The 13,918-nt window shown below is 47.0% G+C and carries 18 protein-coding genes; 17 read left to right on the forward strand and 1 reads right to left on the reverse strand.

The annotated features are described in order from the left end of the window. Entirely contained in the window at nucleotides 1–1,134 is a 1,134-nt protein-coding gene (locus tag IX91_RS24195; RefSeq protein ID WP_004748793.1) for a ParB/RepB/Spo0J family partition protein, read from the forward strand. A 191-nt stretch (nucleotides 1,135–1,325) separates the two neighbouring features. Here IX91_RS24195 and IX91_RS24200 read toward each other — a convergent pair whose 3' ends face one another. Further along, entirely contained in the window at nucleotides 1,326–1,877 is a 552-nt protein-coding gene (locus IX91_RS24200) for a hypothetical protein (RefSeq protein ID WP_004748794.1), read from the reverse strand. Between the two features lie 163 nt (nucleotides 1,878–2,040). Between IX91_RS24200 and IX91_RS24205 the strand changes: the two genes are divergently transcribed. The 16 genes from IX91_RS24205 (at nucleotide 2,041) to IX91_RS24280 (ending at nucleotide 13,913) form a co-directional block, all read left to right on the forward strand. Further along, nucleotides 2,041–3,336: a hypothetical protein gene (locus tag IX91_RS24205; RefSeq protein ID WP_004748795.1), complete on the forward strand. Its 1,296-nt coding sequence runs from the start codon at nucleotides 2,041–2,043 to the stop codon at nucleotides 3,334–3,336. Beyond that, complete coding sequence (locus IX91_RS24210) at nucleotides 3,336–3,944, forward strand: STY4526/YPO1902 family pathogenicity island replication protein (protein WP_004748796.1); 609 nt, start codon at nucleotides 3,336–3,338, stop codon at nucleotides 3,942–3,944. Before IX91_RS24205 ends, IX91_RS24210 begins: the two co-directional genes overlap by 1 nt. 10 nt (nucleotides 3,945–3,954) lie before the next feature. Continuing rightward, nucleotides 3,955–4,809 carry a PFL_4669 family integrating conjugative element protein gene (locus IX91_RS24215; RefSeq protein ID WP_004748797.1) on the forward strand — a complete coding sequence of 285 codons (855 nt, stop codon included), beginning with the start codon at nucleotides 3,955–3,957 and terminating at the stop codon, nucleotides 4,807–4,809. A 177-nt stretch (nucleotides 4,810–4,986) separates the two neighbouring features. Beyond that, entirely contained in the window at nucleotides 4,987–5,421 is a 435-nt protein-coding gene (locus IX91_RS24220; RefSeq protein ID WP_004748798.1) for a hypothetical protein, read from the forward strand. A 595-nt stretch (nucleotides 5,422–6,016) separates the two neighbouring features. Continuing rightward, the gene (gene pilL2, locus IX91_RS24225) at nucleotides 6,017–6,469 is read left to right on the forward strand and encodes a PFGI-1 class ICE element type IV pilus protein PilL2 (protein ID WP_004748799.1); all 453 of its coding nucleotides are present in this window, start codon (nucleotides 6,017–6,019) and stop codon (nucleotides 6,467–6,469) included. 29 nt (nucleotides 6,470–6,498) lie between these two features. Continuing rightward, nucleotides 6,499–7,395, forward strand: a complete 897-nt coding sequence (locus IX91_RS24230) for a uroporphyrinogen-III C-methyltransferase (RefSeq protein WP_158217701.1) — start codon at nucleotides 6,499–6,501, stop codon at nucleotides 7,393–7,395. Between the two features lie 4 nt (nucleotides 7,396–7,399). Beyond that, nucleotides 7,400–7,711, forward strand: a complete 312-nt coding sequence (locus IX91_RS24235; protein ID WP_004748801.1) for a hypothetical protein — start codon at nucleotides 7,400–7,402, stop codon at nucleotides 7,709–7,711. Further along, nucleotides 7,712–8,485 (forward strand): TIGR03759 family integrating conjugative element protein, encoded by a 774-nt coding sequence (locus tag IX91_RS24240; RefSeq protein WP_004748802.1) that lies wholly within the window; start codon nucleotides 7,712–7,714, stop codon nucleotides 8,483–8,485. 9 nt (nucleotides 8,486–8,494) lie between these two features. Next, on the forward strand, nucleotides 8,495–9,037 hold the full coding sequence (locus IX91_RS24245) for a transglycosylase SLT domain-containing protein (RefSeq protein WP_004748803.1): 543 nt from the start codon (nucleotides 8,495–8,497) through the stop codon (nucleotides 9,035–9,037). Further along, the gene (locus IX91_RS24250) at nucleotides 9,022–9,594 is read left to right on the forward strand and encodes an integrating conjugative element protein (RefSeq protein ID WP_004748804.1); all 573 of its coding nucleotides are present in this window, start codon (nucleotides 9,022–9,024) and stop codon (nucleotides 9,592–9,594) included. The genes IX91_RS24245 and IX91_RS24250 overlap by 16 nt, the downstream gene beginning before the upstream one ends. After that, the gene (traD, locus tag IX91_RS24255; protein ID WP_004748805.1) at nucleotides 9,594–11,642 is read left to right on the forward strand and encodes a type IV conjugative transfer system coupling protein TraD; all 2,049 of its coding nucleotides are present in this window, start codon (nucleotides 9,594–9,596) and stop codon (nucleotides 11,640–11,642) included. The genes IX91_RS24250 and traD overlap by 1 nt, the downstream gene beginning before the upstream one ends. Before the next feature lie 3 nt (nucleotides 11,643–11,645). Continuing rightward, nucleotides 11,646–12,389, forward strand: coding sequence for a TIGR03747 family integrating conjugative element membrane protein (locus IX91_RS24260; RefSeq protein WP_004748806.1), 744 nt, complete (start codon nucleotides 11,646–11,648; stop codon nucleotides 12,387–12,389). 161 nt (nucleotides 12,390–12,550) lie between these two features. Next, nucleotides 12,551–12,865 carry an integrative conjugative element protein, RAQPRD family gene (locus IX91_RS24265; protein ID WP_206536189.1) on the forward strand — a complete coding sequence of 105 codons (315 nt, stop codon included), beginning with the start codon at nucleotides 12,551–12,553 and terminating at the stop codon, nucleotides 12,863–12,865. Further along, nucleotides 12,862–13,101 carry a DUF3262 family protein gene (locus IX91_RS24270; RefSeq protein ID WP_004748808.1) on the forward strand — a complete coding sequence of 80 codons (240 nt, stop codon included), beginning with the start codon at nucleotides 12,862–12,864 and terminating at the stop codon, nucleotides 13,099–13,101. Before IX91_RS24265 ends, IX91_RS24270 begins: the two co-directional genes overlap by 4 nt. Before the next feature lie 33 nt (nucleotides 13,102–13,134). Then, nucleotides 13,135–13,506, forward strand: a complete 372-nt coding sequence (locus tag IX91_RS24275) for a TIGR03745 family integrating conjugative element membrane protein (RefSeq protein ID WP_004748809.1) — start codon at nucleotides 13,135–13,137, stop codon at nucleotides 13,504–13,506. 14 nt (nucleotides 13,507–13,520) lie between these two features. After that, nucleotides 13,521–13,913, forward strand: coding sequence for a TIGR03750 family conjugal transfer protein (locus IX91_RS24280; RefSeq protein ID WP_236643033.1), 393 nt, complete (start codon nucleotides 13,521–13,523; stop codon nucleotides 13,911–13,913). The last annotated feature ends 5 nt before the right edge of the window (nucleotides 13,914–13,918 follow it).

The following is a 13,918-nucleotide window of genomic DNA, read 5'->3' on the forward strand; positions in this document are numbered from 1 at the left end:
ATGGCAAATGACAAGTATGGGAATATTGACGAGCTGCTTTCTGGGGCAGGATCGGACGAAAAAGAAGAAAACACTCCGCGTCGAAGCCGGAGACCTTCTCCGGCATTGGGTGTGATGACGGGTGATAAGCGTCCAACAAGCGTTACCGATGGTTTGAAAGCCGATAAGCAGAAAGCGGAAAAAGCACTCGAAGAGGCCCAGCAGAAGTTTGAGATGGAAAAGGCAGATCTTCTGAAAGCACTAGAAGAAGCAAAAAATTCTGGGTCTGAAGGTGCTCCTATTGTGCTCACTATGCCTGTAACTAAGCAGGAAGTGACTTTCGAGCTTCGACGTGTTGATACGTCTCTAATTGATGTTTCTCCTGAGAATGAGCGTATTCAAGAATTCCTGGATGAAATATCTCTCCAGGACATACTGCCATCCATTAAGAAACACGGGCAGCAAAAGCCTGGTACATTGCGCCCGACAAAAGATGGCCGGTTTGAGTTGATTGAAGGTTCTCGACGTTTAGCAGCGGTCAAGTTGGCAAAGCAGGAATACTTGGCACTTGTTGGTGATGTACCAGATGCAGATGTGCGAGAACTCGGCATCATCGAAAACAAGCATCAGGATGTAAGCCCATATGAAAAAGCCAAAGCCTATCAGAAACAGATTGAGCGTGGAGAGTATGAGAATTGGACCCAGTTGGGTGCGGCCAAAGGAATTAGCTCTTCGCACATATCACGTTATCGTGCTTGCGTAGAGCTGGATGAAGTGTTTGTTCGCATCCTTCCGTCGCCATCCGATATGCCTCTCTCTTATGGTGAGACGATTGCGCAGTTGAAGAAGAAAGGTGAACGCGCTCTGATTGGCAAAGCCAACGAATTGCTTGATATGAGAAAAGCTGCCCTTAGTGAAAAGACAGAGCTTCCTGATGTAGAGGAGGTTATCAAAATTCTCAAGAGTGCTGTGAGAACTAAAGTGGAAGAGCCAAAGACGTGGAAGCCTGTTGTATATAAATCGAAAGATGGCAAAACTCTGAAGCATTCCGTCACGAATAAGGGCGCTACCAAATTTGAAATAACTGGTGTGGACGACTCTCAGCTTGAGAAGATCCTGTCCTTCTTGACCACAACTCTTAAGGTTGATGCTTAACCGAGAACGGTAGATTCCCGTGGCGGGAACTTGGATCGATAGGGGCGCATTCCCGTGGCGGGAATAGCGCCCTTTTTGTTTCCTAAGATATTGATAATAAAGGGTTTTTGTAGGTTTTGAGCCAATAAAAACTTTAAAAAATTTAAGTGCATAAGTGATGCTTTGGCTTAAATATTTTAAAGGTCAGCGAACTAGATGTGATTCTCAGCTTTGAATCCAAGGCATCGGGAAATGTGGTCCAGGTCATCCAAGCCGTAGAAGTCTAAGGTCAGTGAACCTGAACGTTTTGCCTGATTAAAGCGAATCTTTATCTGTCGCCCGAGCACCTCTCCCATGATTAGTTCGTATCGTTTAATGTCAGTATCACGGTCTTCGTCCTTACCTTGTGCTAGTGACTCAAACTTGTGGACAGGTATTCTCTTGGTCAGCAAGTTCCTCAACAGATCTTCTCTTTTGCTTGCAGGGAACTTGGCGATAGCACGAACATGGCCCAACGTTATCCGGGTAGGGTTCTTGTGCCATAGGTTTAACTCCGACTCAGACAGAGATGTCCCCGCTCTTTTGAGGTGGGTAACTGTATACACCTTGTCTATACCTAGTGACTGTCTTATCGACTTATTGGAATAGCCTTCTTGGCTAAGTATCGCGACGACGTATGCCTTCTCAGCATCCGTAAGATCGCTTTTACCTTTGTAGTACTCAATAGCTTCATCCGCGTCGATTAGGTAGGGAAGATTGCTCATTGCTTTACCCCTTATTTAGTCATGTGACTAAATTACCATAGTTTACTTCTCCTGTTTAGTCATGTGACTAAATTTTAGTGATCCTTTGGTCTTCTTGCTGCCTCTATTTAGTCATGTGACTAATCTGTTGGGTGGCAGAGCCATCTTTCAACAGTAAGGGTGGATGAATTTGCTGCGCTTTCTATTCCTTTGGGCAATATTAATTGCACAAATAAATAAAATGACACTATTTAGGGCAATTTTTATTGACATAAAACTTGGATCAAAACAGAATGTGCAATATTTATTGAACATTGGGGTTTGGTTAAAGATGAGTGCTACATCTAAGCTCGCTTCGATACTGAGCAGCGAGCAGGGACAGATAAGTTGCTTTGAGATCGAGGTCTTCTACCTCAACCAACGCCGTTCCAAGAATCCAATGCATGACGAAATCAAGGAGTCCATTCGGAGCAAGGGCATTCAAGACCCTCTTCACATCGTATTTCACCCTGTACAGAAGAAGTGGGTTTTGTCCCAGGGGGGACAAACCAGGCTTTTAATTTGCCGGGAGCTTTATGACGAAACCAAGGCTGATAGCTTTCTTTACCCCCCTGTCTCAAAGCAGAAATTTACGTCCGATCTTGATTTGTGCATCAGTCATCTCGTAGAGAACAACCTTCGTGGTGACAATACCTTTTTGGAGACAGCAAATGCTGTTCTCAACATCAGGAATCTCTTAGCTGAAGGTTCCGAGCCAACTCAAGAGCTTTTGGCAAAGGAGATGTCCAGCAGAGGGATGCCAATCCGTCGGCAATCTATCACGGCGATGATGTACCTGGCTGAAGAGTTGGCACCATACATCACGAATCAAGCATTTCTGGATTGTGTAAGTAGGAAGGTGGTTGACGCCATCAGAACTTTACGAAATGACCTAGCGGAGGAGATGCCAAGCGAAAAGTTCGATTCCGCACTGGTTGAGTACGTTAACTCTCAACCCGGCAATTTGTCATTGAAGCAAATCCGAGAGCACTTTCTGAAGAAAGTGGTTGCCCCAACTACTCCAGGTTCTCGGTCAAATAAAGCAATAGCTAAAAGTGTTTCTGATGCGTTTGGTCTTTCTCATGTAGTGTCAGGATCGGAAGAGCTTCCTTCCGGTTTTGTTGTAAGTCTCCCTCAGCATATTGAAAGCCCTCTCCAGGCCGAAGTTTGCTTTTTCCTGGCGAGTCTCTCTGGGGTCTTCGATAGCAGTGTATCCCCCGAGATCTTAGCGGCTATGGGGCTGAAGGATATTGGTTCTGATCCAGCAGACCTTGCCTCTTGCGTAAGAGAGCATCTCAATCTGACAAATGCAGATTTGTCATCTCTTCCTTCCCGCGTCTTCTGCCATGCCAGTGAGGAAGGATTCGAGTCGTTGATTCGGCTGATCGCCGGAGTCAGGACCAGTTTTAACAGTAATAATCAATCTATGGAGAATCAGTGATGGCGTTGAGCACTAAGCTAAAGGACGAGTCATCCAGGTTCATTTCTTCCCTATTGTTGAGTGCATTAGAAGGCTGCCAGCAGGGGGATATGGAACTGGCAGAACGGCTCGGCCTGTCAATTGAGACAATGCAAAAATTAGACAGATTACGAGCCGATCAGATATTCAATATATCCGGCAACTATGTTCGTGACCTGAGTGCCCTGGAAGTATTCCAGATCGACTCAAGCAAAATATCGCGGATTATCGAATTGGCAGCGGAAGAAACTCGGCAGTACGAGATGATCGATGAGTTTTTACGTCGAGGAGCCTGCAAGACGATGATGGCTGAGTTGTTCGGAATGCGTTCGACACAGGTTGCCAGCCGGAAGAAGTTTCTGAATCTGCCAACGGTAAAGGGACGCCTCCCAGTGTCTACCTTGGAAGAGCAACGTCATATCTATGATGCTTGGCTGGATTCAATAAAAATTGCCGACTACCGCGAGCGACTGCTTTATGTAGCCAGGGCAACAAACCTGTCCATGTCAAAGATCTATCGTGAGGTCCAGGAAATTGAGGAAATCACGAACAAATCCACTCAATCAAAAAAAACCAAAATCTGCGCATAAGGAGGCTCTCATGGCTGACAGCAACTCACAAAAAATGGCGGCCATTGGGGCCAAACAGGACATCGAAATTGAGCTCGCCACACGACCAGCACTTCGGTTGTGGCAGGGTAGGGAAAAAACACAAAAGCGTCACGGCATTCTCGGACTTCCTGGGTTTTGCAAGATTGTTCGGGGAATCGAGCAGGCGGTAAGAGAGGATGACCCCTATGCTGATTACCATTACCACCGTATTGAACAAGCAATCGATGACCTCACTTTCGATTTAGATAGTGAGCTGAAGGATATTCAGTCATTTATAGATGAAAACATCCCTCCTGCAATGCGCCTCCCTGACATAGGAAGCAAGAACCCCGTTGTGGTTCCCATCCGGTTTGCTTCTCGTTTGGGCTTTCAGCTTGTGTATCAACTGCTCAAGGTAGACCAAATCGTTCTCAAGGTACTTTTGGCCAACCACATCGGTCTGTTACCAAACAAGGAAAAGTTCGAGACTCTTGCGAGAGTCGAAAAGCGTGTGCGCAGTGTCCTGCATATGGTATTCAGCTATAGACATACTGGGGTTACCAGAGATGATATGGCAGCAAACAATCAAAAGGCCCAAAAGGCTAAAGAGCTGATGGGAGATTTGGAGGTTGGTTATCTTGAAGGTACAACAAGATCTGACAATGCGCCTCCATTGCCAATGAAACGACTCCAAACTATGGGCAAGGCTTTAGAAAAGGGTAAAGCGGAGAATAAATCCAAGGCTGCGGCGAAAGAAGCTAATTCAAGCAGCGAAGATGAACTGGGTGCAGAGCTTGATCGAGTACTAAAGCAGGCCGATGAAGAGATGACCCGCTCTGCTAAGAAGAAAGTGGCCACTGCCTAACAGCGCTTTGTGCTGTCATAGTGAAAAAGGTGCCAAGCGCACCTTTTTTTTGGCGGAGAGATCTTGGCTCAGTACCAGTCTGGAAGTGGATCATGACAGGTAGATAATTGGCACAATAGTAGGCTTACAGGTTGGCTCAATACCAATTTTGCTGCTTGGATCGGGAGTAAGAATTACATGTCGGTTCCTTTAAATATAAATTTAATAATACCTTTTAAGGATAATAAGGCAGGACGCCTGAATCTGTACCGGAAAGAAATTGAAGCATTCAAGGAGATGCTCGGGCAGAGAGTAGAGGAGCTCAAGGAGGAGTTGGTGAGTCTATTTGGAGAGAATTTTGAGCTGACGCTTGCAGCGCGATCGGATGGTAACTCAAGAAAGTATTACTGGCGGTTTAAGTCGAGTAAGCGTGATAGGAAGTACAACAGGCTTCATGCCGATTCTATTGTTGAGTATCTCCGCGTATTTGATGACGAAAGAAAACTTCGATTGAAAGAAACGGAAGAAGAGCTCATCTACATCAATGCGAACCTTAAACTGATCAAGGGTATGTTGGATTCCATAGATCAGGCGGTCGATGAAAAAGCCGAGCTTAGGTCCGCGATCATATGAGCAGGTCATGAGAGGCATATGTCCTTGACCAAGTTGAGATCATCTGCAAAAATTCAACTAATACTTCCTGACAGCTTTCGGGCTTAGCTGCAAAGCATTGCTTTGCTACTCTTCACTTCAGAGCATCCATCAGTGCTTACCCTTCAAAACTACCGCGAATTGGTTTTGAGAAACAATCTGTTTTGTGAGTGCTAATCAGAGTATCTCTTGTCTTGGGGATATTCTGATTAGCGTTCACGACAGTGACTTTAGAATTGCTAATGAACTCGGTTAGCCAGCAAGCAAATCTTGTGATGATGATGACACTATACGAGTGGCTTTTGTGTGGCGCAGCCATGCCGTGCAAGTGCTATAAGCCTGCACGAAATCCTGGGGAACAATGATCCGAACGCCCCATAGAGGATCGTACTTTAACAGGGGTACTCGCTATACCCGAACTGCAATACCAAGCGAGCCTTGGTAAGAATTTGAGAAGCCTGCCATCGCGCAGGCTTTTCTGTTTTTAAAGGGTCATTTAGCGGTGACCCAAAAAAAGTAATTTCAAAGATGTGATCTTGTACTGTACCTCTGCCAAATAATGTTGGAGGTATAGCTCATGAAGAAGACCGCAATTGCTGTAGCTATGTGCTGTTTCAGCACATTGGCATCAGCGGAAAGTAAACCCTTAGACATAGGGGAGTCCAATCGCATTGAAGTAATGCAGACTGGGCGATATACCTATGTGAAAAACATCCCCCCGGTAGATCAGCTCAATCCTCTCAAGGTTGTCATCAAGACTCGGATTCCACAAAGCGTGGAAACAGTTGGCCAAACTGTTGAGTTTCTTCTTGCAAGATCCGGTTACGTGCTCGCGGATAAAACTGTTTTGAGCGAAGAGGCTAAAACACTTCTCAGTCTTCCGTTACCTCAAGTGCATCGTAATATCGGTCCAATGACTCTGGACAAAGCACTCCATACGCTGAGTGGTGATGCATTTGAATTGGTTGTCGATCCAGTACACCGGAAAGTTGCCTACGAGTTGTCAACCAAGTTAGCGAGGAGTGAATGATGTCCAAGTCAAAATTAGGCCAGTCCCTCATGCGCACGATCGACGGTGGAAAATCCAAAGATGAGTCTTTGTCGGATATGCCTGTCGATGATGCATTCGATCAAGCCGAAATGAATGGCAGTGTTTCAGAACTCAATGCGTCAGACGCAGATTCATTTTCAGCCAAGGAACCGCACATTGGCGAAGTGGAAGAGATCCATTCTTCTGGTGAGCAAGAGAAGCCACATAACGTGAAGCCACAAAAAGTAAAAGCACCCAAGCAGAAGAAGACCGGTAGCTTTATTGGTGTGATCGCTCTTCTTGTCTCAGTAAGTGCAGCAGGTATAGCTGGCTACTCAGTGATTAACCAAAAAGCTGGTCAGACGGCAGCCATGAATAGTGTGGACAGCCTGGATGCGGCCATTGGCACCTTAAATAAAAGAACCGACGAGTTGACAGCAGAACTGGCAGGAACTCAGAAGGGCGTTCAGTCTAATTCAGACCGCTTGGTTAGCATTGATGCCATCCGTAAAGACATTCAAGAGCTGCAAGCAACCATCAGTGCAATGCGCGGTGAGTTAAATGGGTTCAAGGGAAGTCTGGAAGACAACAGTGCATCCATTGACTCACACCAAAAACAGATTGATGAGCTGAGTGATCAGATAAAAAAGCTCAACGCTAGGGCAGCGAGTGCGCCAAAGAAAGTTGTTCAGAAAGCACCGGTGAAGAAGGTGAATACTGACCCTAGCCTGATTGAAGGTGCCTACGTTGCTTCCATCGACCTTTGGGGAACACAGCCTTATGTCATGTTGCGTGAGGAAAACGGAAGCTGGGTGCCTTTAACTATGGGTGATTATTACAAGGGCTGGAGACTTGAGGGCGCTATTGGTTCTGAGGCTGTTTTCCAGAATGGCTCAAAAACAAAACGACTGACCATTAAGGAGTAGCACTATGGAACCTGTTGAATGGATAGTTGGCCTTGTCTTGTTAATTGGCGGTTATGAGCTTTGGGGAAAAGAGGAACCTCAAGAGCCAGTCGCCGTGGAGGTAGTCACGGAGCAATCGATTGTATCGGATGAACCTCTTTTTGAGCGGGGCCGCTATTACCGTACTAAAGATGGCTATTACATCAGTAACCTCACTCCAGCTCCTCAAAAGGTGGATGGGTGTGATCGGCCTGTTCTTACTGCGGACCTGACGGCTCCAAGAGGCGATGAAGGTCAGATCCAGGTAACTGAAGTTGACATCGAGTGTGAGGGATAGATGAAAAAGCTCGCATATATCTTATTAGGCTTTTGGGTAGCCACAGGAGCCTACGCAAATAATCAAAACACGCAGGGTAGCAATAGTGCGACTGTGATTTCAGATATGAAGTCCACCCTCGACAAAGAAGCTGCTTCTTCATTAACCGAGAAAGACAGAAGCCTGGCCAAACAATGGATGCTTTCTGAGACCGACTGGGTTAAGTACAAGCAAATCATGAGTGGGCCTCGTGGAATCTGGTCCCCCGGTCTTGATCCAATAACCGCTTTAGGAGTATCTGAGACCGACCCGCAGGAGCGGAAGCGATACGCCGAGCTTTGGATAAAGATGGAAACCAGAAGGGCGGAGTTAGAAATGGCGTTTGAGGTTGAACGTCAGCGTGCGGCCAGCCGCATCCTCGGCAATCAGTTGGCTGTCAACAACACATCCTGGATAAGAGAGTGGGAAGAAAAGCGTGTTGAGGTCAATAAGCAAGTGATTCTTTTCGTTGACTCTGAGTGCAAAGAATCCTGTAAATCGATGTTTGAAGAACTTCATGCATCAGTTGGTGACAACGCTCGACTCGACATTTTCTTCAAGCAAGGTGCGTCTTCCGATGACATAGGCCAGTGGGCCTCGTTTATGAAAATCGCGCCAGAGGTTGTTCGAGCAAGAGCGATTACCCTGAATTTCGATGACGGCAAATCGACAGAACTGGGGATTGATATGAGCACTCTGCCCCAGGTGAGGGTAGTCGATCTCAAGTCCGGAGCAGTAACAGCAACCTACAAGTAGTGGTGGGTTATGAGAATACTCCTGATTTTCTTATTTGGACTTGTATCTGTTTCTGCAATCGCTAACCAAAACAACGTTCCAGATATGTATCGCCTGGTAGCTGAAGAAAATCGGGTACCGGCGAAACTTTTTTATGCTCTCATTCTGAATGAATCCAGATCTCTGACTTCATCAGGTGAGCGATCAAAAGTTCTGCCGTGGCCTTGGACAATCAACCATCGAGGACAGCCTCACTTCTTTCCCAGTAGAGAGAAAGCGTACTTGTTCGCGAAGTCTTTGTTAGACCGAGGGGATAAACAATTCGATGTCGGGCTTGGACAGTTGAATTGGCGATGGCAAGAGCAACGATTTAAAGGTTTATGGGAAGCCTTCGATCCCTACATCAATCTCAATGCAGCCGCGCAACACCTCAGAGAGCAATACGACAGGCCTGAGTGCAATAGCTGGGAGTTGGCCGTTGGATGTTATCACCGTCCTGGTCAGCGAATACAGGACAAAGAGATAGCAAGAAACTATACAAAGAGGGTCATTTCATTATGGGCAAAAATCTAAAAAAATTTTCAACTATAGCCGTCCTCCTCGGGACGGCTTTGGCTTTCAGCCAGACCTTCGCCGCAGAGCAGAAATCATCCCCGCATATGCCTTGGTTTGAGACCGAGGTTATCGAAGATCGCGGAGGTCAACCTATTGACCCTTATCTGCCAAAAAACAACAACACACTGGAGCACATGAAAAAGCTCTACGACGAACGACGTTCAAAGAAGCTGGTTCACTCTCACTTTCCGGTGGTAACCGCCTCTATGTCTGTTGGTCGGGTGACAGAGGATGAGGCCAGAGATGTGAAATATCAGATGGCAACGAGGCCCATGTTCATCATCGGATACGATCCCGTTTCGATTAAATGGCTGTATTCAAACAAAGAGTTGTTGAAGGAGAAGAAAGCTATTGGACTTGTAGTGAATATCCAGACCAAAGAACAGATGGAGGAGCTTCAATCAATTGTTGGTGAAGGTGTATTGATGCAACCAACTCCAGGCGATCGTTTAGCTGAACATTTAAAAATCAGACATTACCCGTTCTACATGGATAATCAGGGAGTGATGCGTTAATGGCAGATCATCCACTAGAGGTTCTACTCAGGCCGCCAGTAGAGCTGTGGTCGGGAACAGTTGCTCTTTCAGCAGGAATTATTTGCGGCACCGCACCTTCAACACTCATGATGACACCGAGTGTGGGGTATACCTCTGCGGCTATCCTTGCTGGACTTGGTTTGTATCGGTTAAACCAAGGCACTCAAATTCTCAAGTATCAGCGTAACCTCAAACGGCTCCCGCGATTTGCGATGTCGTCTTCACAGATACCTTGTTACCGAAATCATCTCTACCTCGGGCAGGGCTTCAAGTGGGGGCAGAAGCATACCCAGCGACTTAAAGACACCTTGTCACCGGCTGCCAAAAGATACCTGGAGCCCTCCAAGATCTACTCTGCAATCAGGAAGTTCGAGAGAGACGTTGAGAACACCAAATTACAGGCGCTCGCGAAACTAACCAGCAAAGATCATGTGCTGAATCCTTTCAGACCGCTTCCACCCATAGGCGGCAATCCCGCCATTCATGCTGTTGAACTCAACGAAGAAGAAGTACTTCTGCCAATGAGCGAAAGGGTAGGGCATACCCTCGTTCTAGGAACGACCCGTGTGGGTAAGACACGTTTAGCAGAGATTTTGATAGAGCAGGATATTCGACGCGGCGATGGTCCGGTCATTGTATTTGATCCTAAATCTGATGCCGGGTTATTAACACGGATGTATATGGCCGCGAAACGTATGGGCAGGGAAGACGACTTTTACGTTTTTCATTTGGGGTTTCCTGATATATCCGCCAGGTACAACGCGGTAGGCAACTTTGCCCGAATTACAGAAGTGGCCAGTCGTATCTCTGGTCAGCTCTCATCCGAAGGCAACAGTGCCGCATTTAAAGAATTCGCTTGGCGGTTCATCAATATCGTTGCTCGTGCCCTTGTGTCCCTGGGCCAGCGTCCGGATTACAACAACATTCTTCGGTACGTTACGGACATCGAACCTCTATTTTGCGAATACCTGGAATGGTGGCTTCCGCGCAATGCGGAGCAGGGTTGGGTAGAAGACATCAATGACATGACTCATGATGCCGAGAAGCAATACAAGTCAAATCCCAGGTTGGCAAAACATGCAAACGCCCGAACTGAAGCATTGCGGAAATACGTTGAACAGATGGGAGTTAGTGATCCCATCGTACTTGGCTTGCTTTCCGCACTGCGTTATGACCGGACCTACTTCGACAAGCTGGTAGCGTCTCTACTGCCACTTCTTGAAAAGCTCACAACCGGAAAGATTGGCAAACTCATCGCACCGGACTATTTCGATGTGAATGATGACCGGCCTATCTTTGACTGGACTCAGATCATCCGGAAGCGTGGCATTGTCTATGTTGGACTCGATGCCATGACAGACACAGAGGTTGCAAGTGCCGTAGGCAATTCCATGTTCTCAGACCTGGTATCAACCTCCGGTATGATCTACAAGCACGGTTTCCAGCACGGGATGTTGGATGGAAAAGCCAACGCTATGCCCAAGATCTGCCTTCACGCAGATGAATTCAATGAATTGATGGGTGATGAGTTTCTACCGATGGTCAACAAATCGGGTGGCTCCGGTATGCAGATCACTGCCTACACCCAGTCCAGGGGGGACATTGAAGCTCGGCTCGGCAATGCAGCTAAGGCACGTCAGGTAGAGGGTAACTTCAACAACCTGATCATGCTTCGCGTGAAAGAAAAGGATACGGCTGAGTTACTTACCAATCAGTTACCTGAAGTGGAAATATCACAAAAAATGACTGTATCGGGTGCGTCGGATTCGTCTGATACGGAGAACAACATCGACTTTACCTCCAGTACTCAAGACCGTATCTCAATGCTCCGCGTGCCCATGCTGGAACCAAGTCATGTGACTGCATTACCAAAAGGGCAGGCGTTTTGCCTTCTTGATGGAGGTCATCTTTGGAAAGTACGTTTTCCGCTTCCGGTTGAGGACGATGAAGAGATGCCCGAGAACTTACAGGCGCTGACCAAGGAAATGGAAAAGAACTATCACACGGCAGAAGCATGGTGGGTATAGCAGATGGCGGAATCTAGTGTAGCCAGGGCAGAGCACCCTGTTGCTAAGAAAGGATTTATCGGAAAGACCTTGGATCTCATATTCAAGGTCATTGGGTTACTTCTCTTTTCGGCTTTAATGTCCATTATCATTGAATGGATCGGTATGGTTTTCTTCTATCCAGAGCAGGGATACACCGGGTATGAACATGCTGAAGAAATGATGAGGAAAGAAATTAGTTATCTGGGAAGCTCTCTCGATGGTGACTCCCTGAATGGTGAGGCTGTCCAGGCCGCGAGTGGGAAGGTTACCGATGTGGTAAATTTCCTTTTCATTGATTCCGGGATAGTGGACATGCTGACTTCTGCAAAAACGCCGGACGCAAATGATGGTAAGTTCGTTCGGTTGGTCAAAGGGCTGATTGCTGAGTATTACAACTACTTTATGGCAGCCATTTACATTCTGATTATGTTCTTAATCCGACTGTCTATCCTGGTCCTATCAATACCGGCGTTTCTCCTGTTTGGATTAGTTGGTGTCTCGGATGGACTGATGCAAAGGGATTTACGGCGTTGGTGTGGTGGCAATGAATCTGGGTACATCTATCACTGGGCCAAACGCTTTGCTATGCCGGTTCTGATTATGGCGTGGGTAATCTATCTGGCCATCCCCAACAGCATACATCCTAACTTCATTATCACGCCTTTTGCTGTCCTGTTCGGACTTGTTTTGATGGTTATGACCAGCAAGTTTAAGAAGTACCTCTAAGCGCAAAGACTTAATATTTACTCCCACAATGGCCGCGACTCAGCGGCCATTTTCTTATCAAAAAAGGGTCATCGAGTAATGACCCAATAAATCAGATTTCCTGCCTGCCCGTTTGTTCTAATTCCTACCATCGCAATTCCACCTGAAATTCAAGTGACTCGATGATGAACAAATTGATAACTCTTCTCCTGGTGAGCTTCGTGAGCCTTCCGCAGGTGTCTATGGCGGATGTATGGGCTGAGCGTGAAGCGCTGGCAAAAATTAAAAATGAATTGGCTGCGCTGGAAGCCTTGGTGATGACCGCCAAGATGCGCAGTAACTCGAACGATCGGACGACGTTCGATTACCAGGTTCTGTTAGATGACCTGAGAAAGATCCAAGCCGGAATTTCTCATCATCTGACGGTGCCGATGGAGCCAGTGGTTCCATCGTCCATCGATGCTCTCAGTAGTGACTATACGGAGCATCAAAAATGAACGCTGCTCAATCTGCTGCATTTGAAGAAGGCACGGGAGATTTCTTTACCGCTGCTGAACTTCTCTGGACTATCCAGGCAATCGGCACAACGGCAGTGTTTCTTTATGTCGCTTGGCTGTGCTACCGCGCATACGACGACTATGGGGCGGAGGTCATTACTGCAAAGGACATGATAATCGTATGGTTTCGTGGTGTCTTTGTGATGATGGTACTCCTTTACCTACTTGTTAACTAACCAACCTTCAAAGTACTTAAAGGAGTTAATCCTATGAAAAACCTGATCGTAACCTGCAAAGACAAGCTGGCCGCAGTGAAAACTACACTGGCCACTATGTTGTTCTTCGCCTTCTCCAGCGCTCACGCTGCTCTACCTGATACTGCTGACCCGACCAACGCGGCCGCTGATGGTGACTATATCGGCCTGTTGAAAGGTTATGCCTTTGACATCGCGATTGTTCTCGGCTTGGTACTTGGCACCATCGCTTTCTTGGCGGTCGCCAAGAACATGGTAGCTGTCTACAACGACATCGGTGCTGGCAAGAAAACCTGGGGTGACATGGGTATGCACGGCGGCATGGGCGTACTGCTTCTGGTATTCGTCGTCTACCTGCTGACTGAGGCAGCCGGGATCATCTTCTAATGAAAGAACCTGGAATGAACGGACGAGAAATCGAGTTCATCCCCGACCGGCTCATCGAAGAGCCGGTCGTCTTTCGGGGACTGACCGATACCGAGGTCGTGATGATTATCGTGGCCGCAATCATTTTCTGGATTCCCGTCTGTGTAATCTTGCTCATTCCATTTGGTTGGGCGTTGTTCGGAGTGGGTATTGGCTTCGGCATGGCCATAGGCACTTTGCTGGTTGTGGGCAAATACCTTCAAGGCCTCAAGCGACGAATGCCTGACGGCTTGCATGTGGTGTACCTGAAAAAGCAAGCGCAGAAGAAATATTCATTTTTCAACTTCGGATACATCGAGACATCACAGAGTTGGGACATCCGACGAGATCAACCCGTTAAGAAAATCAACATGGAGCCCGAGGAGTAGGCTAG

The sequence above is a fragment of the Vibrio tubiashii ATCC 19109 genome (genome assembly GCF_000772105.1).
In the GTDB taxonomy this organism is placed as follows: Bacteria; Pseudomonadota; Gammaproteobacteria; order Enterobacterales; family Vibrionaceae; genus Vibrio; species Vibrio tubiashii.